Below are 22,508 nucleotides of genomic sequence, written 5' to 3' on the forward strand. Positions count from 1 at the left end.
GGTCTATTGTTTTCTTAATACTATTCCTGATTTGATATCTTTAAATTCCCCTTGGTCAACTGCTACGCCTCCGTTGACAATTACAAATTCAATGCCTTCGGAATATTGGTGCGGCTTTTCAAAGGTGGCTTTGTCTATGACAGTTTCCGGATTAAATATGGTGATGTCGGCCTTCATTCCTTCTATGATTTGGCCCCTGTCCATCAGGTTAAGGCTTTGTGCAGGCAGGTAGGTCATTTTTCGAATGGCCTCACTGAGTTCCAAGGTGTTTTTTTCGCGTACGTAACGTCCAAGTACCCTAGGGAAGGTTCCGTACCATCTGGGGTGTGGATGGCCCATACCGGGCTCAACCAAGCGTCCGTCCGATCCGATCATAGTAAAAGGGTGTTTCATAATGCGTTCCACATCTTCTTCTGCCATGGCATGGAAAACGCAGGAGGCACCACCGTTCAATTGAGCTTTTATAACCATGTCGGCACCATTCTCGACCGATGGTTCCAAATCGTTTTGTTCACACCAGTATTTCAGGGTTTTTCCTTCCAGCTCGGGCTGCCATCCCACTTTGGCAAACTGTACCCTGTCCAAATCCGATCCTCCGCGATCATTAAGGATATTGAAAACGATGCCATTTTTAATACTGTCCCTGAGTACGGGGTCGGCAACACGTTTCTCAAAAGCTTCCTGTCCGCCTGCTCTTGCCCAGGCTGGAATCAACACCGAAATACCGGTATAACTTGCTGCGTATGGGTACTGGTCCATTTTGATGTCAAGACCTTTGGCCCTAGCAGAATCGACCATGGCCAAAGTGCGTGCACTCTTTCCCCACATTGGTTTTCCAATGGCCTTATGATGGGTAAGCACGACAGGAATATCCGCTTTTTCGGAAATTTGAATGGCTTCGGCAACGGCATCGAACAGCCCTAGACCTTCTTCTCTTAAATGTGAGGTGTAAATTCCTCCATAGCCGGAAGCGACTTTGGAAAGGCTGATAACCTCATCGACTTCTGAAAATGCCCCGGGCAAATATTTTAAACCCGTTGAAATGCCAAAGGCGCCATCTTTCATGGCGCTGTCCACTTCTGCTTCCATGGCTTTGAGTTCCTCTGTTGTGGGCGCTCTATTTTCGAGTCCCATGATATTTCTTCGAACAGTATTGTGCCCAACCAAATAGGCAACGTTCATACCAATGCCTTTTTGCTGAAGACTGTCCATATAGGGTTTAAGAGGATATGGAGAGTTTCCATCGGGTCCCCCCAAGGATGTGGTGACTCCTTGCCGAACATGGCTCTCGCAGGAATTGAGTTCCATAATGGGGTCAAGATGGGTATGCATATCAATAAAGCCTGGTGATACGGCCATACCGGATGCATCAATGACCCTATCTGCCTTTGCCTTATCGAACTCACCCAAGGCCACGATCATGGAGTCTTTTATGGCGATATCCGTAATGTTGGGGTCGCCACCTTTGCCGTCGTATACGGTTCCATTTAAAATAACTATGTCATAGGTGTCCTGGCTTCCACAGGAAAACATCCCTAACAAGCATAATGCAAATAATGATTTAAGAAGTGTGTTGGAATTGGTTTTGGTCATAATGTGGTTATTTATAAGAAACTATTGGCAGTGTCTTTTTTTCTGAGCTGGGCAAAAGATTCTTGTAGCTTTTTGGTAATATCCCCAACTTGGTCGTTGTTGTAAAAGATATGGTCGCCCAACTGGGCAATGGAGGCCACCTGGGTCGTTGTACCCGTAAAAAAGGCCTCGTCCATATGTTCTATTTCGTTTTCGGCAACGGGTCTTTCGATTACGGGAATATCCAGGTCATTACAAAGCTTAAGTGCAATCATTCTTGTGATGCCGTTCAAAATATGTTTGTCCGCAGGGTGGGTGATCACCGTCCCATTTTTCACAAAAAAGATATTGGTATGTGAGCCCTCCGAAATCATCCCGTCACGCACTAATGCCGCTTCGTCGCTATTTGCGCTCATTGCTGCTTCGTTGGCCATGATATTGCCCAATAATGAGATGGATTTGATATCACATCGATGCCACCTGAAATCTGGTTCTAAAATGGCTTTCATGTGTTTAGGGTTTACAGTGGGAAGCGAGTAAGGCAGCGCATACATCATCACACTTGCTGGAATGCCTTTTGGGTATGAATGCTTTCTTGGGGCCGTTCCTCTGGTTACCTGTATGTAAATCAAGCAAGAGGATTCCGTCAAATCAGAAGCTTTGAGAAGCGGTTGTAACTGATGATCAATTTCCTCTACATTGTAATCAATGCCGATTTTTTTCAAATTGTCCTGTAATCGGTCCAAGTGTGCTTTTTTATAGAAAACACCGTTTTCCAATTGCACCATTACTTCATAAATACCATCTCCGAATAAAAATCCACGATCAAAAACCGATATTTTAGCGTTTTCAGGTGATACAATCTCACCATTTACATACACTTTTTCAGGAAAGTTTCCTTTGGGCAACATTTAAGGTTGGTTTTAGTTGAAAAGCACAAAAAATGTACTTCCCAAAAATCTTGAGCTGTGAAGTTAACTGTTATTTCTTGAAATTAAAATTTAGTCAATAAGTTTGATAAAGTGCTTCATGTTTTTTTAAATTTTAGAAAAGCAACTGTCCCTTTTAAGAAATTCACGTTTCTTAACAATAGATTGTAATGGGAAGTTTTAATTTTTGAGGAGTTTTGGCGTACTTCACCAAAAAAGAAAATATATGGTCATATTTGTTGATATGGACGAGGTCATTGCGGACGCTTATCAGGCCCACATAGATATTTACAATAAGGAATTCGGTGCCGAAATCAGGGCAGAGGAATGTTTGGGCAAGGAATTTTGGCAATGTGTGCCCGAAGCGCATCAGCAATCCATTAGAAACCATACACGACGGGATGGTTTTTTTAAGGATTTGAAATTGATCGAGGGCAGTCAAGAAGTGCTTGAGGCGCTAAGTCAAAAGCATGATGTATATATTGCCTCCGCAGCCATGGAGTTTCCACAATCCCTTCGTGAAAAATCGGATTGGTTGGATGAATTTTTTCCATTTATCCCATGGCAAAACCGGATTTTATGCGGGAACAAGCATGTTTTGAAAGGTGATATCCTAATTGATGACCGAAGTAAAAACCTCGAACCGTTTGATGGCAGGTCCATTATGTTCACCTCTCCGCACAATACCCATGTCAATACTTTTGAACGTGCCCATACGTGGCAGGATATCGCCGATAAACTTTTGTAACTTGTAACCAGAATGCAAAAGAATTTATCCGGATTTTTAATTTTAGTTGCCATGTTGCTGCTTCAAGCTTGTGCAGCACAATCGCATTTGATTCAGGATGAGATGCAAACAGTGACCAAGGAAAACTTAAAATATTACCTCTATTATCCAGAGGATTATTTTGATACTGAGGATGAATATGGTCTGTTGTTATTTTTGCACGGTGGAGGGGAATCTGGTAGAAATGTGGAAGAAATCAAGGATACGGGGCCGCCCAAAATGTTGGTGGAAGGCAAACAATTTCCATTTTTGATCTTGGCGCCCCAAAATTCCCATGCCAAAAAATGGTGGAATACGGATGCGGTGGTTCAACTGTTGGATTCCGTTGTGGATTCCAATCGTGTGGATAAGCGTAGAATATATTTGACCGGGTTGAGCAGGGGAGGAAGTGCTTCGTGGGAATTGGCGACGCAATATCCCGATAAATTTGCTGCGATGGCCGTGGTATGCGGCATGACGCCCTTACCCTACGCACATTGGATAGATAGGGATATGCCTATCTGGGTGTTTCATGGGGATCAGGACGATGTGATCAATGTGGAAGAATCGGATAAAATGGTGAAGAAGTTGCGTGAAATGGGACACGATGTCCGATATACAAGATATAAAGATGTCGGACACAATGCTTGGGGCAGGGCCTACACAACAGATTCCTTGTACACCTGGTTCGCCCAACAAAAACGAATAGATTGATTTAAATGAAATACAATATTGTTTTATTGGCTTTTTTTATAGTTGTGAGTTGCAAGCAAAAGGCTAAGACAGACCAACAGGATACCGTAAAAGTCGAAGTGACCGAGGTTTTTACAGATTCGGTCAAACAAGATCCAACAATAAAAGAGATTAAGCCTACTTTGAAATCCTTTGAAGGATTGGCCGACACTACTTTTGTTAGATTGGCCGACTTTAGCGAAGATTTCGCTTATGATATGCGTTATGCCACCGAAAACAACTTTTTGAAGGCCAAAGTATATGATTGTGCAGAATGTTACACAAGAGTAAAAACTGCTAAAGCTTTGATAGAAGCCAATAAAGATTTTAGGGAACAGGGCGTAAAAATCAAGTTTTTTGACTGCTATCGCCCTAATTCTGTACAGTATAAAATGTGGGAAATAGTTCCCAATCCGCAGTATGTGGCCAATCCAGATAAGGGTTCCATCCATAACAAAGGGGGTGCCGTGGATATTACCTTAGTGGATATGGAGGGCAATGAACTTGATATGGGTACCGATTTTGATTACTTCGGAAAAAGAGCTTATCACGATAACATGGATTTACCCCAAGAGATATTGGACAATCGAAAATTACTGAAGGAGACCATGGAAGCACACGGGTTTTGGTCCATCAGAACGGAATGGTGGCATTATAATCTTTCGGCAGCCACTAATGACCCTGTGGCCAATTTTAAATGGGAGTGCAAAGATTGACCTAAAACTCAAGCCTATGAAATCATTAAAGAAAACAACTTTACTTATTGCTCTAATTTCAATCGGATTGTCAGCACAGCACACAATAATGCCTTTGTGGCCCAATACAATTCCCAACCAGACAGTGACCAATGAGCGAGAAGTTGTGGAACATACCGAGGATGGTATCATTTGGATCACCAATGTCCAAAAGCCGACCTTGGAGGTGTACCTGCCTGCCAAAAAGAATGCAACGGGACAGGCTGTTGTTATTTTTCCTGGAGGCGGCTACTATGGTCTGGCATACGATTGGGAGGGGACGGATATCGCAAAAACATTGACGGCCAAGGGAATTGCAGGTATTGTAGTGAAATATCGATTGCCATGGTCGAAATCCATTACCAAAGGTAAAAATGTGGTTCCCTTGCAAGATGCACAACGTGCCATCAGATTGGTGAAGTCAAATGCCGAGGAATGGAGTGTTTCTGAAAACAAAGTTGGTATCATGGGATTTTCCGCCGGGGGGCACTTGGCTTCCTCTCTGGGTACCCATTATAATGACAAAGTTTATGAAAGGCAAGATGATGCGGACGATATATCTGCACGCCCCAATTTTATGGCCCTTATCTATCCTGTGATTACGCTTGGAATTCCAAGCACCCATACAGGGTCTAGGGTTTCCTTGGTAGGTGAGGACCCCACGGATGATGTTGTGGATTATTTGTCCAACGAAAAACATGTTGATGCCCAAACACCTCCCACTTTTTTATTGCATGCCATGGACGATGATGTGGTACCTGTGGAGAACACTACTTTATTTTTTGAAGCCTTGAGAGCACACAACGTACCTTCAACCATGCATGTGTACCCTACGGGCGGACATGGGTTTTCTTTGGCTTTAACCGATGAAAAATTGAAGGGTTGGATGAACCTGTTTTTTGATTGGATAGCCCATTTGGACTAGTCCATTACTTTTTCGCAGTCCAAAACCAATAAGGCATCATCTATGGTTTTGGTGAAGAACAGATATCTATTTCCACCATCTTTTATGTTGTGTTTTTTACGGATTTCGGCCACAGACAACGGAAAGTTACGGGTAGTGATATTTGCCTTGCTGACCGCCAAGGTTTTCAACGATTTTTTGGAGTAGGGAAGCACCTGATGAATTTCAAATCTTCTCCCGGGAAAGTCGATGATATTGTCAGCGGTGTATAAATGCGAATGTGGATGTAACTTTACAAGGCCATGGGCTTTTGCTACGGACTTAAAACCTCCGGACTTTAAAATAGCCGTATTGGGTTCATATAAATAGGACAATGGTTCTCCAAAATGAATTTGGGCGTCTTGTTCCTCTTCCAGTTCAAAATTGAAGATGTCCCTTTGCTCTGGCAACAAGTTGATCGTTTTAATCTGGATGCTTCCCATATATTCTTTTTCCAAAACAAAAAGCAGTTCCTTTACTTCATTTTGAATGGCTACCACATGCACTTCTTTTACAAAATTTAATGCCGTTATTCCCATTTTTATATCCAAAAGCGGGGAGGTTTTCACCAGAATATGTTGTGTTTTTTTGAAAAGTAAGGGGAGGTGTTCAGGTAAATTTGGGAGGCAATCCTCCAGTAAAAAGACCTTTCCCTTTTTATCATTTCTTCGAGAGGGATCTACATAGATCCAATCAAAACTATCGGTGGATTTTTTTAAAAATTCGACACCATCTTCAGACGAGCATTGGATATTTTCCTGCCCTAAAACTTTAAAATTATGATTGGCTATTCCACTTAATTCTTGATTGATTTCACAATGAAAAACCTGGTCGATTTTTTTGGAAAAAAAATAACTGTCCACACCAAAACCTCCGGTAAGGTCGACCAAGGATTTCCCACTTACAATTTCGGCTTTGTAGGCTGCCGTGATTTCCGAACTGGTTTGCTCGATATTGAGTTTGTTGGGGTAGTATATATTGGAGGAAATGAACCAAGTAGGCAGCTTATCCTTGCATTTTTTCTTTGCTTCAATCTGTTCGGTCAATTCTTTTTGTGAAATTCCTTCAAAAACAGGTTTTGAAAGCAAAACTGTCATGATGTCAGACGACAATTTCTTGTTTATAAAATCCTGTACACCAGTATTTAAAATAAGTTCATTCAAACTGATGCTATAAATTTTTGGTCAATTTTTTCACAAACGAATAATCTGCTAAAAACTCCTTTAGAATAACTTTTATGGCGGTATATCCCGGTACGGCGACCACCATTCCGACCACTCCAAAAAGTAACCCTGCAATAATAATGATCAAGAAGATCTCAAGAGGATGGGACTTTACACTTTTGGAAAAAATAAAGGGTTGGGAAAAGAAATTATCAATGAGCTGACCTATGGTCAAACCTATAAAAACATACAAGGCTTTTGGTAGTATAACGGAACTGAAATCCGCATCGATAAAACTGGTCATTGTTAAGGTAATCATGGTTACTCCACCAATGATTGGACCAATGTATGGGATAATGTTGAACAGCGCACACAAGAAAGCAATCACTATGGCGTTTTCGACCCCAACAATCAGTAGTGCCACTGTGTATATTACAAACAGGATAAATAGTTGTAACAGTATACCCGCAAAATATCTCGAGAGTAGACCATTGATCTTGTCAATGGATTTAACCAAGTTACTTTCCTTGTTATTGGGAACAAATGTCAAAATTCCATTTTGCATCAATTTACTATCCTTTAAAAAGAAGAAGGAAATAAAGAGAACGGAAAAAAGACCGACACTAAAATTGCTCAGTGCATTTACGAAAGAATTAAGAAGGTTGGGTATAAATCCTAAATCCAATCCTTTGAGTACATTTTCCTCAATGTGCGACTCATCCAACAAACTGGTAAGGCTTCCTGTTGAAGCTCCAAAATAGTCCAATGTTTGCAAATAGAGGGTGGTAAGGTCTCCTTTGAGAGCTTCAATATCCAAAAGGGAAAGGTTTTTGCTTTGTTCGACAATCAGTGGAATAAACAAGGCCAAAATCCCCAAAAAGATGGACAACATAATAACCATGGTAACCACAACGGCCAAGGTGTTGTGAAACTTTAGCCTTCTTCGCAGAAACAAAACAATGGGCCTGCCCAATAAAGCCAGAACAGCGGCGATGGCCAAATAGGCCAAAACAGATTGTATCTTATAAAAAAACCAGCCCAAAAGCACTACGCCCACTATAATTGCTACAGCGCGTAAGATTCCATTGGCTATTGTTTTTGAGTTCATGTATTAACTTTTAAAGGCGTATTCCACAATATTGGCTCCCATCTGTAAAGCCTTGAGCCGAACTTCTTCGGGGTCGTTATGAACCGTGGGGTCCTCCCAACCATCTCCAAGATCACATTCGTACGTGTAGAGCAGGACAAGCCTTCCCTTGTCAAAAATACCAAAGGCTTGTGGCCGCTTGCCATCGTGTTCATGAATTTTGGGCAATCCATCGGGAAAATTAAATTTTTGTTTAAATATGGGGTGGTCGGAACCCAGTTCTTCCAATGGCTTATCTGGAAATACTTTTTCCAGCTCCCGCCTTAAGTAAGGTTCCATTCCATAATTATCATCAATATGCAAAAAACCTCCGGACAGGAGGTAGGTTCGCAAATTTTGCACTTCTTCATCACTGAAAAAGACATTTCCGTGTCCGGTCATGTGCAAAAATGGATATGTAAAGATGGAAACACTTCCAGCTTCGACGGTCTCTGGTTCTGGATTTATCTTGGTATCGATATTGGTATTGCAAAATCGAATCAAGTTGGGGAGTGCTGTTGGATTGGAGTACCAATCGCCACCACCACCGTATTTGAGTACGGCAATCTGCTGGGCATTGGTCGTGGTTGCTCCGAAAAACAACATCGTAAGGATCAAAAGCAAGTTCTTTTTCATGTGGGAGTGATTTATAATCCTTAAAAATAGAATAATCATTTGTAAAAAATGATGGGGGTTCCTTTTAGCTATTGATTATCGCTACCGTTGCGCACGCTACAATGGCCGCCGTCTCTGTTCTAAGTCGATTTCTTCCCAAGGAAATTGGGATATAGCCCTTTTCTTTGGCCAAATCTATTTCATCTTTTGAGAAATCCCCTTCCGGCCCAATAAGGATAGTGGCATCGTTATCGGCAATAACCTTTCTTTTCAGCTCCATTTTGTCCCCATTTTGGCAATGGGCAATAAATTTGAAACCAGTGGATAGGTCGGATTCCAAAAAATCCTTGCAGGAAATAGGGGGGTTGAGTTTTGGAAGTACGGTTTGTAGAGATTGTTTCATAGCAGATTGGAGCACCCGTTCCATCCGCTCCAGTTTGATGGTTTTTCTTTCGGAATGGTCACAAATAACAGGGGTGATCTCATCAACACCTATTTCTGTTGCTTTTTCCAAAAACCATTCGTACCGATCGTTCATTTTGGTAGGGGCGACGACCATGTGCAGTTGATATCTCTTCGGAATCGATTTGCGTTGTGAAACTATGTGTACTTTGCACTTTTTTTGATCGGCCTCCAGTATTTCAGCCTCGAACAAATAGCCTTTTCCATTGGTAATGTGCACGACGTCCCCTTCAGATTTACGGAGTACCCTAACAATATGTTTGCTTTCATCTGGCGGGAAAATAAATTGCTTGGCACTGTAGTCCAATTTGGCATTGTAAAAAAGCTGCATAGTTAAGGTTTAGATTAGTTAGCTGCCTATGGCATATCTTGCCTTTGCGGCAATACTTTGATCTGTGAACTTACCCTTTGTAAACTTAAGGTAACCCACAATTCCGATCATGGCTGCATTATCCGTGCAATACTCAAATTTAGGAATAAAGGTTTGCCAGCCCAACTTTTCCTCTGCTTCCCTTAATCGACTACGAATTCCTGAATTGGCCGCAACCCCTCCGCCAATAGCAATTTGTTTGATGCCGGTCTGGTCTACAGCCAATTGCAATTTATCCATCAAAATTTCTAAGATGGTGTGTTGTACCGAAGCGCAAATATCGTTCATGTGCTCTTCAACAAAATTTGGGTTCTTTTGGGTCTCCCGTTGCAAAAAGTAGAGGATACTGGTCTTAAGTCCACTGAAACTGAAGTTAAGTCCATCAACCTTTGGTTTAGGGAATGGAAATGCCTTGGGATTTCCGAGCTTAGCATATTTGTCAATTAACGGGCCGCCAGGGTAGGGTAGTCCCATCAATTTGGCACTTTTGTCAAATGCCTCGCCCACGGCATCGTCCAAAGTTTCACCCAAGACTTCCATGGTAAAATAATCGGTTACCTTCACAATTTGTGTATGTCCTCCACTGATCGTCATCCCCAAAAATGGAAACTTGGGAGCGGTCTGGTCAGCATCCTCAATAAAATGGGCGAGGATATGGGCTTCCATATGGTTGACCTCAATGAGTGGGATATCCAATCCCAAGGCCAACGACTTGGCGAAAGAGGTACCTACCAGCAAAGAACCCATAAGTCCGGGCCCTCTTGTAAAAGCTATGGCGGATAGTTGTTTTTTATCGATATTTGCCTTGGCCAAGGCTTGGTGTACCACAGGGACAATATTTTGTTGATGCGCCCTTGAAGCCAACTCTGGGACAACGCCTCCATATTGCTTGTGGATTTCTTGTGTAGCTACCACATTGCTCAGTACTTTTGCATTGCTCAGTACAGCGGCAGATGTATCATCACAGGATGATTCAATTGCAAGAATATATTTTTTTGAATTTTCCACAGGTTTTGGAACAAAAATTGGTTGTCAAAGGTAAAACATAAAAGCCCTATCAAAAAACTTCGTAAAATACTATTGCGTTTCCTTTTGGCCATTATCCTAATTATGGTTTTGGGATCATTGGTTCTTTCGATACCAGCTGTGCAAACCAGATTGGGCAAATATGCAATGGATTCTTTGAACGAGGAGTTTGGCACCCATATCCAAATCGATCGGGTGAGCATGTCACTTTTTAATTTAAATACTGGAATTAAGGGGATTTATGTGGAAGATTACAAAAAGGACACCCTTATCTATATCCATAAATTATCCACTTCGATTTTAAACCTTCGCAATATGGCCAATAACAAGATGGAGTTTGGCGATATTGAATTGGATGGACTGACATTCAATTTAAAAACATACGAAGGGGAAACGGACACCAATTTGGATGTGTTTGTGGATAAATTGGATGATGGCCAGCCCAGGGCACCGGGAACCCCTCCGTTTTTTATGTCTTCGGATGAGATTCAAATCAATACGGGGCGGTTTAGGTTGATCGATGAAAACCTGGAGGCTGAAGAAGTTTTAAATTTTTCGGAAATAGAAATTTTAGCCCGCGATTTCCAAATTCTGGGCCCTGATGTGTCCCTCAAGATCGATGACCTTTCTACTTTGGCCAAACGAGGAATACGCCTTAAAAAGTTGGCAACGGATTTTAAATACACCAAACAGCAAATGCGCTTTGATTCCTTGTTGATCGATACCGAACAATCTACACTCAAAGGGAATTTGGTGTTCAATTATGAACGAGAGGATTTGGCCAATTTTGTCGATTTGGTCAATATTGATGCCAACTTTACTGAATCTTCCGTGGCCCTTAATGAGGTAAATGCCTTCTTCAATGAATTCGGGCAAGACAAGACCGTTACATTTACAGGTGATTTTAGTGGGGTGCTCAACCAGCTCCAAGTGGACAACTTGTTTCTTTTTACGGACAATACGGGTATTCGTGGGGATTTTCGGTTCGATAATATATTCAGCGAGCAAGCTCCTTTTGTTTTGAGGGGAGATATAGACAATCTCACTTCAAGCTATTATCAGCTTAGAAGTATTTTACCACAAATACTGGGAAGAAATATTCCTGAATCGGTTCAAAAACTCGGTCAGTTCACTGTTCGGGGAGATGCTGAGATAACGGAAACATCCATAGATGTAACCGTTAATTTGAACACTGCAGTGGGGGATAGCTATGTGGACCTGCAGATGACCAATGTGCAGACCATTGAAGATGCATCCTACATCGGTTTTATCTCATTGATAGATTTTGATTTGGGTGAGTTCATTGAAAACGATGATCTTGGGCTCGCTTCCATGGACATGAATGTTGAGGGCAAGGGTTTTGTGGCCGAAAGTTTGAATACCGAGGTTTCCGGTGACATATACAAATTTGAATTCAACAACTATGAGTACAATAAAATAAAGGTTTCCGGTATACTCAGGAACGAACTTTTTGATGGTATTTTGCTTTGTAACGACGACAATTTCAGGTTCGATTTTCAAGGGCTGGCCAACTTTGGGGCCCGTGAGAACAAATTTAATTTTGTTGCCGCGGTCGACTATGCCGACCTCAAAAAGCTGAACTTTATCAACGATACCATTTCTATTTTTAAAGGACACGTGGACATGGATATCGAAGGCAACAACCTTGATGATATGGCGGGTCAGCTTCAATTTTCCAATACCACCTACCAAAATGTAAACGACACCTATTATTTCGAAGACTTTACGGTGACCTCTTCCTTTGAAAAGGATACCATACGTACTATCGAAATCAATTCTCCAGATATCATTACAGGATACATGAGAGGTAGTTTTAAAGTACAGGAACTGGGACGATTGGTTCAGAATTCCGTTGGTAGTATTTATACCAACTATCAGCCTTTCGAAATATCCCAAGGTCAATACTTGGACTTTAACTTTAAAATTTACAATAAAATAGTTGATGTATTTGTTCCAGAGATGGCATTCGATGCCAATACGTTTATTCGTGGGGCGATTGAAGCGGACCAGAGCGATTTTAAACTCACTTTTAAATCGCCCAGTATAGAAGCTTTCGGGAACAAGTTCGATAATATTGAGTTGAAGATAGATAACAAGAACCCACTTTTCAACACCTTTGTTTCAGTGGAGGATATGTCAACCGTATATTACGATATCAAAGACTTTAACCTTATTAACACCACGCTCAAGGACACACTTTTCTTTAGAACGGAATTTAAAGGGGGAAGTGAATACGATGATAGCTATAACCTAAACTTTTACCACACCTTTAACGAAAACAACAGGTCCGTGATCGGACTTAAAAAATCGGATGTGAGTTTTAAAGGAAACACGTGGATCCTCAATAAGGATGGTAATAGTAAAAACAAGGTTATCTTCAACAGTTCTTTGGACAGCATCAAGATCGAGGATGTGGTTATGGACAATAACAACAAAGAGCAGATCCGATTAAGAGGGGAGTTTGCAGACTCTACCTATAAAGATCTGGACCTTCAGTTTAACTTGGTATCCCTTAATAAAATTACACCGTCCATAGACAGCTTAAAAATGAATGGTGAAGTGGATGGTTTCCTTAATATCCTGCAAAAAGACGGGAACTACTTGCCAACATCAAGTTTGAAGATCAAAAACTTTAGCGTTAACGATATGCGCATGGGCGATCTGGAAGTGGGCATATATGGAAACAACGATCTTACAGAGTTTGGGGTGAGCAGTTGGCTTAATGATGACGGGCAGGAGCGAATGAGTATTAATGGTAAGATTACCAATGTTAATGAAAAACAAGAGTTAAATCTGGTGGCCGATTTTTCCGATTTTGCTTTAGAACCGTTTGGTCCCTTGGGAGAGGATATTATTTCCAATATTAGAGGTAAATTAAGTGGAAACACCACTATTACAGGAGATGTGAACAACCCATCCATTAACGGGGTTTTGAGTTTGAACGATGCCGGTATAGGAATTCCCTACCTCAATGTAGACTATGATTTTGCACCATATTCCCAGGTGAGACTTTTTGACCAGACGTTTTATTTTGAAAATGTGGAACTGTCCGATGTGGAAGAGGGAACCACGGCTACTTTGGATGGCACCATTAGTCATACAGGTTTCGACGATTGGTATTTGGGATTGGATGTGGATACAAAGAACGATCGTTTTATGATTCTGAACACCGAATACGATGAAGAAGCATTGTACTACGGAACAGGGTTTATTAATGGTACGGGAAGTATTTATGGACCTGTGGATGCGCTGACCATTGCTGTGGATGCCACTACGGCACGAGGCTCCTCTCTTAAAATTCCTTTGAGTGATGTAACCAGTGTTGGGGACTATTCCTTTATCAACTTTATCGAAAGGAAGGGAACAGATTCCTTTGAGGAAGAACGAGTGCTGGAGGAATACCAAGGTCTGGAAATGAAATTTGACCTGGCCGTTACCAGAGATGCCGAGGTGGAGATTGTTGTGGATCAGGATTCCGGTAGCTCTTTGAAGGGAACTGGGGAGGGTATTTTATTGATGGAAATAAATACCAATGGAAAATTTAATATGTATGGAGATTTTGTGGTGGTTACTGGAGAGTATAATTTTAAGTATGGTGGTGTAATTGACAAGAAATTTAAGGTGCGTCCCGAAGGGACTATTCTTTGGGAGCGCGACCCTCTGGCCGCACAGTTGAATTTGGAAGCTGTTTATGAGCTCAATGCCAATCCAGCTCCACTCCTAGACAACGCAGGATATACTGGGAGAATTCGAACAGATGTGGTGGTCAGGTTGACAGGGGAGCTAGAAAGTCCGAATATAGATTTTGACATCGAGTTTCCAGGTACTAGTTCTGTAGTGCAATCAGAATTGGAATATCGTTTACAGGATCCCACAATAAAAGAGCGAAATGCTTTCTTCTTATTGGCGCAGGGAACTTTCGTTAACCCACAGTCGGGCGGAATCAATCAACAGGCCGTTACAGGAAACTTGATACAGACCGCTTCGGGATTGTTCAATCAGATATTATCGGGAAACAATGACAAACTTAATTTAGGGCTATCCTACGAACAGGGCTATAACGACCCCAATGCGGACATCACAACGGAAGATAGGATCGGGGTAACAGTTTCTACGCAATTATCCGACCGTATTTTGGTAAATGGAAGAGTAGGTGTGCCGGTGGGCGGTGTATCCGAAACGGTTGTTGCCGGTGATGTTGAGGTGCAGATACTATTGAATGAACAAGGAACGTTGAGCGCTAAGATATTTAATAGGGAAAATCAATTACAAGCGCAACAGTTTTTATCCGAGCGACAGGGCTACACGCAAGGAGTTGGACTATCTTACCAAGTGGATTTTGATAGCTTTAGGGAACTAATGCAAAAGATATTCAATAAAAAGCAAAAGGTAGAAGAGCAAACGGAGCCATCACCAAGAAAACAGCCTACGCAAGTAATGGGAAAAGATAGCTTGATCCGTTTTTCGGAAAAGTCTGTAAACCGCCCGTAATCAATTCAATAAAATTTATATTTTTAAGGGTTTTTGTATTAATTTATTACGAAAACGTTTGAGAAAGTTCTGGAAAACAAATAAATTATTAAGATATTCAAAATTTGAATAAAGTTTCCTAGCTTTGATCCCTTAAAAATTTGAATGGCTTCAGAAATTAAAAAAATAGGGGTTTTTACGTCAGGAGGAGACGCTCCTGGAATGAACGCCGCAATCCGTTCCGTTGTCCGTACTTGTGCATACTTAAAAATTGAATGTGTAGGTATTTATCGTGGCTATCAAGGGATGATCGAAGGTGATTTTAAAACCTTGGATGCTCGTAGTGTAAATAACATAATCAATAAGGGAGGAACCATTTTAAAGTCTGCCCGTTGTGACGATTTTAGAACAAAGGAAGGAAGAAAGAAAGCTTACGACCAATTAACCAAAGAAGGAATAGATGCCTTTGTTGTGATTGGGGGAAATGGTAGTTTTACAGGGGCACTTTTATTCACCCAGGAATACGATTTTCCAGTAATTGGGATTCCAGGTACGATCGATAACGATATTTTGGGGTCATCCTTTACCATTGGTTTCGATACGGCCATCAATACCGTTGTAGATGCCATAGATAAGATTCGTGATACAGCGAGCTCCCATAACCGTTTGTTCTTTGTTGAGGTAATGGGAAGGGATGTTGGCCATATAGCTCTTAACGCCGGCGTAGGAGCGGGAGCGGAAGAGATTTTGATACCAGAGCAAAACCTCGGATTGGAACGTTTGCTCGATTCCCTTAAGCGGAGTAAGGCATCCGGAAAATCTTCCAGTATCGTAATCGTTGCCGAAGGTGATAAAATTGGTAAAAATGTTTTTGAGCTCAAGGAATATGTAGAGGAGCATTTACCGATATACGATGTACGGGTATCCGTATTGGGACATATGCAGCGTGGAGGTAACCCAACTTGTTATGATCGTGTTTTGGCCAGTAGAATGGGAGTAAAAGCAGTGGAAAGCATTTTAGAGGGCAAATCAAACTTAATGGTGGGTATCAGGGATACAAATTTAGTGCTCACACCATTGGCTGAAGCCATAAAGGCACATACAGAAATCGACGAAGAACTCATTAGAGTTTCCGATATAATGACAACTTAATTTAAACACAAAAACGAAAAACATGTCAAATTTGAAAATAGGAATCAACGGATTCGGAAGAATTGGAAGGTTGGTATTCAGGGCAACCGTTAGTAGAGACAATGTAGATGTTGTTGCAATCAACGATTTGTTGGATGTGGAACATCTTGCCTATCTATTGGAATACGATTCTGTACACGGTAAGTTCGATGGAACTATTGAAGTAAAGGATGGTAACCTTGTAGTAAACGGAAAAACAATCAGGGTAACTGCAGAGCGCGACCCTAAAAACTTGAAGTGGGACGCAGTAGGTGCAGAAATCGTTGCTGAATGTACCGGTATCTTTACTACCTTGGATATGGCACAGAGCCACATCGATGGTGGAGCAAAGAAAGTTGTAATCTCCGCCCCATCCAAAGATGCTCCTATGTTTGTAATGGGGGTAAATCATCAAGATGTAAAAGCTACTGATACGATTATTTCCAATGCTTCTTGTACTACCAACTGTTTGGCACCTATTGCCAAAGTACTTAACGACAAGTTTGGTATCGAGGAAGCTTTGATGACAACTATCCACGCTTCCACATCAACTCAGTTTACCGTGGATTCCCCATCTAGAAAAAATTACAGATTGGGTCGTTCCGCTTTGTTGAACATTATCCCAACATCAACTGGTGCAGCAAAAGCTGTTGGTAAAGTAATTACCGAGCTCGATGGTAAACTTACAGGTATGGCATTTAGGGTTCCTACTGCCGATGTATCTGTAGTTGACCTTACTGCAAGATTGGAAAAGGAGACTTCTTACGATGAGATCAAGAAAGCAATGAAAGAAGCTTCCGAAGGAGAATTGGCCGGTATTTTGGGTTACACGGATGAAGACGTTGTTTCCCAAGACTTCGTGGGAGACGCCAGAACAAGTATTTTTGATGCAGAGGCTGGAATCGAATTGAGCTCCAACTTCTTTAAAGTAGTATCTTGGTACGATAATGAAACGGGTTACTCCAACAAATTGGTTGATTTGGCACTGCATGCAGCAAGCCTATAATTTTTAGCTATAAATTTTTATCCTGAAGGGCGTATTTCGCTCTTCAGGATTTCAGTATTAAATCTCGACGTATGGTTTTAATTGTGGATAGTGGTGCCACTAAATCCGATTGGATTGCCCTGGACGATAAGGGGCAACAATTGTTTGTAACACAAACTTTGGGCCTAAGCCCAGAAGTGTTGACCAAAGAAGTAATAGAGGACAGATTGGCCAACAATTTTGAACTTTCCCAAAATAAAGAAGACGTACGTCAATTATATTTCTACGGTGCCGGATGCGGAACCGATAGAATGAAGACTTTTTTAAAGGCCATTTTCAAGGATTTCTTTCCCAATGCCAAGGCAGAGGTAAGGGAAGATACATTTGCCGCGATCTATTCTACCACCAAAATTGGTAGACAGGGCATTGTATGTATTCTGGGAACAGGATCTAATTGCAGTTATTACGATGGTCATCAACTCATTCAAAAGGTAACCTCCTTAGGCTATATTTTAATGGATGATGGCAGTGGTAATTTCTTTGGCAGAAAACTGATCAGGGACTATTACTTCCACAAAATGCCACAAGACCTTGGGATGAAATTTGCCAAGGAATATGATCTTGATGCAGACGTGATCAAAGACCACCTGTACAAGCAACCAAATCCAAATACCTATTTGGCCACTTTTGCGCGATTTATTATCGAAAACAAAGAGCATCCGTATTGCAAGGGTGTAATTGAAAAAGGACTTCAACAGTTCGTTAACAATTACATTATGCAATATGAGCTGGCCACCAAAGTACCTGTTAGTTTTGTGGGCAGTATAGCCCATTTCCTAAGAGATGAGCTAACCGCGTGTTTGGAGCGCAACGACTTAATTTTGGGTGTTATCCGCCGCAGACCTATCGAAGGTCTGGTGGAATTCCACAGGGAGACTATTTAACGGCTATCATCGATATTTCGACATTTACGAACTTCGGAAGGTTCGCAACCTCCACCGTTTCTCTTGCTGGAGCTGTATCGGCATTGAAATAAGTACCGTATACTTCATTGATCTCAGCAAACTGATTCATGTCCTTGATAAAAATCGAGGACTTGATCACATGCTCAAAAGACATCCCGGCTTCTTCCAGAATGGCTTTTAAGTTCTCCATGGATTGCTTGGTTTCCTTTTTAATATCCCCTTCAACCAGACTGCCTGTTGCCGGGTCAATTGGGATTTGCCCTGAAATGTATAGCGTATCTTTTATCAGCACTGCTTGGTTATATGGGCCAATGGGAGCTGGAGCTTTAGCGGTATTGATGATTTTCTTCATAATTGATGGATTTTTGTGTTATTTGAAGGTAAAAAATATCGCGATATTATCGGCGCTGGCTTCTGTTTTCCCATTTGATATCACTCAACAATGAACTCTTTATCCCAATAAAGAAATACCAACGTTCAAATCTACCAAAGGGAGTCCAATCAAAACTGAGGTTAAAACTGCCAAGATCGCGCTTGAACGCAAAACGGGTATCGGCAAAACCTTTATTTTTTATATCATAGCCAGAGTTGAAACCTACTTCCCATTTTGGAGAAAGCTGAACATTTCCGGAGAACATTAAAGAGTGGTTTGTAATCTCCCCTTGTCGGTTACTGTTGTTGTATGTGGCTACATAGGTAAACCGGGCATCCCATGGCAATTTATTGTTGTAAATTGGACTATTGCCATTGGTGTTCCGATTGCCACGATTATTGTTTCCCCTGTTATTGAAACGAGAGCCTGCTTCACCGCGGACATCGTCCATGGCAAATGGGTTTTCACTAAAATCTGATTGTTTCTCCTCGTCATCCTTTTCCTTTGCCCCACCTTTTTGGAACATTTCACTGTTGAGGGAAAAACTGGTGTTTACCCTAGCGGAGGTTAAACGAGCAATTCCACCACCATTGTTCACATTTAAGGTATTTATTCTTCGGCCATTGTTGTCAATGGCATAAGGATCAAAAGTGGCGGCAAAGTTGATGGGCACATTTTTAATGATTTCCGTGGCGCCACTCATACTAATAGGGCTAAGCTTAAGGGAATCAGCTTCCAAATTGTAACTCGCAGAAAAAGTAAGGTTGCTCAAAATCTTAACTTTCCTGGGTTCGGTGGCAGTGGAATCTTTGTTCCTGACCTTTGCCTCGAGCGAGTTTTGAAGTGAAAAACTCAATGAGCTCCCTTTGTTTAAAGATGGTCTTCCGTAAATACTGGTCTCAAAAGGGGTGTACTCCACCTCTTCGCCGCCCCCATCAGTATAGGACTCATAAAATTGCTCAAAGGAAGGTGTATAGTTATAACTTACCGATGGGCGCATAACATGTCGTAACGCTTGTATTTTTTTATCCTCTCCAAAATTCCATGTACCGTACATTGTGGTACCGATACTGGTTCCAAGGCTATATCTATTAAAACGATCAAAACCAGCTATGGTATCGGTAACTACCTCTTCACTTTCCGCGTCATATTGTTTTCTTACCGTTTCCAAGGTCCATATATCTTCATAATTACCACTTAAACTGACACTTAGGTATTTCGCCAGTTTAAAATTGGTAGCTAGGGGAATTCTATGTCTGGCTCCCACTCGGGCTTCGTCGAACATACCGCTTTTAAAGAAATTTTCTTCATCGGTCGTAATACTGTTCTGAGCGTTGACATCGTATTGGAAATTGATGTTTTCAAAAATTCCTTTTTTGATTTCATCACGCTTTACAAATGGGTAAATACGTTCCATACTTGCCTGAAAGGTAGGTAGGGACATATTGATTACCTGTGTCCTTGAATTTTGCGTATGGCTCACCGTTAAACTGGTGTTTACCGAGGGATAGGCCGGAAAAGTCTTGGAATAACTTATGGACGATGCAAATGTATTGGTCTGCGAATTGTTACGGTTAACCTGGTTGAGGGAATTTGTATAGTATTGACTGGAACCTAGGTTCACCGAAGCAGAAAAACGTGAATTGGGACTTGCTTTGGTATCTTGGGAATGAGATATTCGAATATTATAGTTGCTCGTTCGGCTGTAATCATCGAATCCTTTTTGACTAGTCACCAAATTCTCATAACTGATACTGATATTCCCCCTGAACTTATAGCGTTTGGTATAAACGGACCTTCCCTGCAAACCATAACTCCCGTTAGTGTAATAATCCCCGGTAACACTCAAATCCACATAATCACTGATGGGCAAATAGTATCCTCCATTTTGTATAAAGTAGCCACGCCTGGGGTCGTTACCAAAGGTAGGGAAAAGTATTCCCGGCGCTCTTCCTCCCGTCAAGGGAAAATAAGCAAAAGGTAGGGCAACGGGAGTGGGTACATCCACAATATACATATTACTGTAGCCTGCAATAATTTTCTTCTTGGGTACGAATTTGGCTTTTCGGACCCTGATATAGTAATCGGGGTTCACGGTATCATTGGATGTGGTCAATTTACCTTCGCTCAAAAAGTAAACAGAGTCGTTCTCTTTTTTGGTCTTTTCAGCATACACCTTCATGGCATCGCTCCCCAGTTGCCCCAAACCGGCCTGTTGTTCGGTTCGTGAGTTCCAGATAAGTGCCTTTTGCGTATCAAAATTAAAGCGAATGGAGTCGGGCCTCACCTCATTGTCCCCCTGCTTAAAAAATGGCAATTGGGAATAATTTCCCAACGAATCCTTCATACGACCCGCATAAACCTCGTTTTTAACATAGTCCATTACAATTACCCCTGCTTTGAGCTCAGTATCTTGGTAATAGATTTCAGCCTCATTGTACAAATAGATTTTATTGTCTTTTTGGCTAAGTTTCACATAGTCTTTTGCCTTATATTCTATCTTATCCAAAAGCAAAGGTTGCTTTTTTGGCACGGTATCTGTTTCAACAGTATCGGTTTTGATGGAGTCGTTAAGAATGTTTGGTGGGAGCAAGGGAGCAAAAATCGTGTCCTTGGTCGCCTTGATCGGCAAAGGGGTAATTGGGTCTTCCTGAGCACTTAAGGTAGCCATGCCACAAAGAAGAACAAATAGGAAAAGTAAAAGATGTTTATTTGGTTGCAACGTGATAAATCCTATTTTTGTGCTAGTCGGCCCAGTTTTGGGGTCAAACTTACATATATTTTTTGTTCTACTAATTGGGGATTACAATATTTTTAACCATTACTGAACACTATAATTACTCAGTTCTTATGAATAAAAGTCGGTTTGCGTTTTTAGTTTTTCTTATTCTGGTCCTACCATTGACCTCGTTCAACAAAAATGATACCGAGGTTTCCACGAAGGATAAATTTGTTGTGGTTTTGGATGCTGGCCATGGAGGACATGACCCAGGAAATATTGGTAACGGATATTTGGAAAAGAAAATTGCACTGGCCATAGTGTTAAAAGTGGGCAAGGAACTCGAAAAGCATTCAGATGTCAAAGTGGTATATACTCGTAATGACGACACTTTTGTTGATTTGTTCGTGAGAGGAGAAATTGCGAACCAAGCCAATGCAGATCTATTCGTTTCAGTACACTGCAATGCACATAATTCGTCCGCCTATGGAACGGAGACCTATGTGCTCGGTTTGCATGCGAACCGTCAAAATTTTGAAGTGGCGAAAAAGGAAAACTCCGTAATTTATTTGGAGGATGATTATGAACAACGGTATGCCGAATACGATATCAACTCCCCCGAATCTGTAATTGGTCTTACCATTATGCAAGAGGAATTTCTGGATCAAAGTATACAATTGGGCAAAAAACTACAGGATAATTTTACCAAAGGCCTCAAACGAAAGGACAGAAAAGTAAAGCAGGCAGGATTTATCGTATTGCACCAAACCTTTATGCCAAGTGTTTTGATAGAGGCAGGTTTCTTGACCAATAAAAACGAAGGAAGCTATCTTAATTCCAAAAAAGGTCAAGATGAAATGGGAAAGGCCATTGCAAATGCCGTTCTTGCCTACAAAGACGATATGGGCTTTACAGCTGCTCCAATTGCGAGTACCCCCAAGATCGAGGATACCAAGGTAAATGTTGATGTAAAGGAAGAGGCACCAAAAGAAGAAGTTGCGGAAGTTGAGCCACCAAAACAAACATCCAATACTACCAAAACAGATGTGCAGAATGTTGTTCAAGCCTCCGACACAGGGTTGGTATTTAAAGTACAGTTGATGGCCAGTGGAAAAAGCATTGCGCTGACGGGAAGTAACTTTAAAGGATTGAACCACCTGTCAAAAGAGCCATATAAAAACCTTTACCGATATATGTATGGGAATGCAAGTACGTATGAGGAGGCCAAGAGGTTAAAGGAAAATGCCGATGCCAAGGGATACACCACCTCATATATAGTGGCATATAAGAATGGGAAAAGGGTGCCAGTAACGGCAGCGATGAAGTAGATTTGTATCGGAAAGCCTCTTGTGAAAATTATTCCTAAT

At 41.4% G+C, this 22,508-nt stretch carries 18 protein-coding genes; 9 read left to right on the forward strand and 9 right to left on the reverse strand.

The window, feature by feature from the left end; genetic code table 11:
* Nucleotides 1–3: 3 nt before the first annotated feature.
* Nucleotides 4–1,593: an N-acyl-D-amino-acid deacylase family protein gene (locus J0654_RS02430; protein ID WP_207026176.1), complete on the reverse strand. Its 1,590-nt coding sequence runs from the start codon at nt 1,591–1,593 to the stop codon at nt 4–6.
* A gap of 11 nt (nt 1,594–1,604) precedes the next feature.
* On the reverse strand, nt 1,605–2,483 hold the full coding sequence (locus J0654_RS02435) for an aminotransferase class IV (protein WP_207026177.1): 879 nt from the start codon (nt 2,481–2,483) through the stop codon (nt 1,605–1,607).
* Between the two features lie 244 nt (nt 2,484–2,727).
* On the opposite strand from J0654_RS02435, the gene J0654_RS02440 reads away from it, so the two are divergent.
* From J0654_RS02440 to J0654_RS02455, 4 genes are read left to right on the forward strand one after another with little or no spacing between them, the layout of a single operon-like run.
* Entirely contained in the window at nt 2,728–3,249 is a 522-nt protein-coding gene (locus J0654_RS02440; RefSeq protein WP_207026178.1) for a 5' nucleotidase, NT5C type, read from the forward strand.
* A 12-nt stretch (nt 3,250–3,261) separates the two neighbouring features.
* The gene (locus J0654_RS02445; protein WP_207026179.1) at nt 3,262–3,981 is read left to right on the forward strand and encodes a carboxylesterase family protein; all 720 of its coding nucleotides are present in this window, start codon (nt 3,262–3,264) and stop codon (nt 3,979–3,981) included.
* A gap of 5 nt (nt 3,982–3,986) precedes the next feature.
* Nucleotides 3,987–4,715: a M15 family metallopeptidase gene (locus J0654_RS02450; protein ID WP_207026180.1), complete on the forward strand. Its 729-nt coding sequence runs from the start codon at nt 3,987–3,989 to the stop codon at nt 4,713–4,715.
* Between the two features lie 16 nt (nt 4,716–4,731).
* Nucleotides 4,732–5,658, forward strand: coding sequence for an alpha/beta hydrolase (locus tag J0654_RS02455; RefSeq protein ID WP_207026181.1), 927 nt, complete (start codon nt 4,732–4,734; stop codon nt 5,656–5,658).
* Here the strand turns inward: J0654_RS02455 and J0654_RS02460 are convergent.
* The 5 genes from J0654_RS02460 to tsaD all read right to left on the reverse strand — a co-directional run bounded on the left by J0654_RS02460 (nt 5,655) and on the right by tsaD (nt 10,420).
* Complete coding sequence (locus J0654_RS02460; RefSeq protein ID WP_207026182.1) at nt 5,655–6,839, reverse strand: THUMP-like domain-containing protein; 1,185 nt, start codon at nt 6,837–6,839, stop codon at nt 5,655–5,657. The two genes, J0654_RS02455 and J0654_RS02460, sit on opposite strands and share 4 nt — an antisense overlap.
* A 7-nt stretch (nt 6,840–6,846) precedes the next feature.
* Nucleotides 6,847–7,947, reverse strand: a complete 1,101-nt coding sequence (locus J0654_RS02465; RefSeq protein WP_207026183.1) for an AI-2E family transporter — start codon at nt 7,945–7,947, stop codon at nt 6,847–6,849.
* A gap of 3 nt (nt 7,948–7,950) precedes the next feature.
* On the reverse strand, nt 7,951–8,601 hold the full coding sequence (locus J0654_RS02470; protein WP_207026184.1) for a DUF4159 domain-containing protein: 651 nt from the start codon (nt 8,599–8,601) through the stop codon (nt 7,951–7,953).
* A gap of 64 nt (nt 8,602–8,665) precedes the next feature.
* Nucleotides 8,666–9,373, reverse strand: coding sequence for a 16S rRNA (uracil(1498)-N(3))-methyltransferase (locus J0654_RS02475; protein ID WP_207026185.1), 708 nt, complete (start codon nt 9,371–9,373; stop codon nt 8,666–8,668).
* Between the two features lie 18 nt (nt 9,374–9,391).
* Entirely contained in the window at nt 9,392–10,420 is a 1,029-nt protein-coding gene (gene tsaD, locus J0654_RS02480) for a tRNA (adenosine(37)-N6)-threonylcarbamoyltransferase complex transferase subunit TsaD (protein ID WP_207026186.1), read from the reverse strand.
* A 102-nt stretch (nt 10,421–10,522) separates the two neighbouring features.
* Here tsaD and J0654_RS02485 point away from each other — a divergent pair, with 102 nt between their 5' ends.
* The 4 genes from J0654_RS02485 to J0654_RS02500 all read left to right on the forward strand — a co-directional run bounded on the left by J0654_RS02485 (nt 10,523) and on the right by J0654_RS02500 (nt 18,028).
* Nucleotides 10,523–14,950 (forward strand): translocation/assembly module TamB domain-containing protein, encoded by a 4,428-nt coding sequence (locus J0654_RS02485; protein ID WP_207027933.1) that lies wholly within the window; start codon nt 10,523–10,525, stop codon nt 14,948–14,950.
* 144 nt (nt 14,951–15,094) lie between these two features.
* Nucleotides 15,095–16,081 (forward strand): 6-phosphofructokinase, encoded by a 987-nt coding sequence (gene pfkA / locus J0654_RS02490; protein WP_207026187.1) that lies wholly within the window; start codon nt 15,095–15,097, stop codon nt 16,079–16,081.
* Between the two features lie 22 nt (nt 16,082–16,103).
* Complete coding sequence (gene gap, locus J0654_RS02495; protein WP_207026188.1) at nt 16,104–17,105, forward strand: type I glyceraldehyde-3-phosphate dehydrogenase; 1,002 nt, start codon at nt 16,104–16,106, stop codon at nt 17,103–17,105.
* Between the two features lie 71 nt (nt 17,106–17,176).
* The gene (locus J0654_RS02500) at nt 17,177–18,028 is read left to right on the forward strand and encodes an N-acetylglucosamine kinase (protein ID WP_207026189.1); all 852 of its coding nucleotides are present in this window, start codon (nt 17,177–17,179) and stop codon (nt 18,026–18,028) included.
* On the opposite strand, the gene J0654_RS02505 is transcribed toward J0654_RS02500, so the two are convergent.
* The gene (locus J0654_RS02505) at nt 18,021–18,401 is read right to left on the reverse strand and encodes a RidA family protein (RefSeq protein ID WP_207026190.1); all 381 of its coding nucleotides are present in this window, start codon (nt 18,399–18,401) and stop codon (nt 18,021–18,023) included. The two genes, J0654_RS02500 and J0654_RS02505, sit on opposite strands and share 8 nt — an antisense overlap.
* Nucleotides 18,402–18,447: 46 nt before the next feature.
* The gene (locus J0654_RS02510) at nt 18,448–21,093 is read right to left on the reverse strand and encodes a putative LPS assembly protein LptD (RefSeq protein ID WP_237685868.1); all 2,646 of its coding nucleotides are present in this window, start codon (nt 21,091–21,093) and stop codon (nt 18,448–18,450) included.
* Nucleotides 21,094–21,272: 179 nt separating this feature from the next.
* Here J0654_RS02510 and J0654_RS02515 point away from each other — a divergent pair, with 179 nt between their 5' ends.
* Nucleotides 21,273–22,469 carry an N-acetylmuramoyl-L-alanine amidase family protein gene (locus J0654_RS02515; protein WP_207026192.1) on the forward strand — a complete coding sequence of 399 codons (1,197 nt, stop codon included), beginning with the start codon at nt 21,273–21,275 and terminating at the stop codon, nt 22,467–22,469.
* The last annotated feature ends 39 nt before the right edge of the window (nt 22,470–22,508 follow it).

Origin of the sequence: Flagellimonas profundi (assembly GCF_017313275.1) — a bacterium.
GTDB classification, from domain to species: Bacteria; Bacteroidota; Bacteroidia; order Flavobacteriales; family Flavobacteriaceae; genus Flagellimonas; species Flagellimonas profundi.

Bases quoted from the DNA above. Each gene is read 5' to 3' on its own strand.
- J0654_RS02515 (WP_207026192.1), top strand. From the start codon at position 21,273: ATGAATAAAAGTCGGTTTGCGTTTTTAGTTTTTCTTATTCTGGTCCTA.
- J0654_RS02505 (WP_207026190.1), bottom strand. From the start codon at position 18,401: ATGAAGAAAATCATCAATACCGCTAAAGCTCCAGCTCCCATTGGCCCA.
- pfkA (WP_207026187.1), top strand. From the start codon at position 15,095: ATGGCTTCAGAAATTAAAAAAATAGGGGTTTTTACGTCAGGAGGAGAC.
- J0654_RS02450 (WP_207026180.1), top strand. From the start codon at position 3,987: ATGAAATACAATATTGTTTTATTGGCTTTTTTTATAGTTGTGAGTTGC.
- J0654_RS02475 (WP_207026185.1), bottom strand. From the start codon at position 9,373: ATGCAGCTTTTTTACAATGCCAAATTGGACTACAGTGCCAAGCAATTT.
- J0654_RS02470 (WP_207026184.1), bottom strand. From the start codon at position 8,601: ATGAAAAAGAACTTGCTTTTGATCCTTACGATGTTGTTTTTCGGAGCA.
- J0654_RS02430 (WP_207026176.1), bottom strand. From the start codon at position 1,593: ATGACCAAAACCAATTCCAACACACTTCTTAAATCATTATTTGCATTA.
- J0654_RS02500 (WP_207026189.1), top strand. From the start codon at position 17,177: ATGGTTTTAATTGTGGATAGTGGTGCCACTAAATCCGATTGGATTGCC.
- gap (WP_207026188.1), top strand. From the start codon at position 16,104: ATGTCAAATTTGAAAATAGGAATCAACGGATTCGGAAGAATTGGAAGG.
- J0654_RS02455 (WP_207026181.1), top strand. From the start codon at position 4,732: ATGAAATCATTAAAGAAAACAACTTTACTTATTGCTCTAATTTCAATC.
- J0654_RS02485 (WP_207027933.1), top strand. From the start codon at position 10,523: ATGGTTTTGGGATCATTGGTTCTTTCGATACCAGCTGTGCAAACCAGA.
- J0654_RS02440 (WP_207026178.1), top strand. From the start codon at position 2,728: ATGGTCATATTTGTTGATATGGACGAGGTCATTGCGGACGCTTATCAG.
- J0654_RS02445 (WP_207026179.1), top strand. From the start codon at position 3,262: ATGCAAAAGAATTTATCCGGATTTTTAATTTTAGTTGCCATGTTGCTG.
- J0654_RS02465 (WP_207026183.1), bottom strand. From the start codon at position 7,947: ATGAACTCAAAAACAATAGCCAATGGAATCTTACGCGCTGTAGCAATT.
- J0654_RS02435 (WP_207026177.1), bottom strand. From the start codon at position 2,483: ATGTTGCCCAAAGGAAACTTTCCTGAAAAAGTGTATGTAAATGGTGAG.
- J0654_RS02510 (WP_237685868.1), bottom strand. From the start codon at position 21,093: ATGGCTACCTTAAGTGCTCAGGAAGACCCAATTACCCCTTTGCCGATC.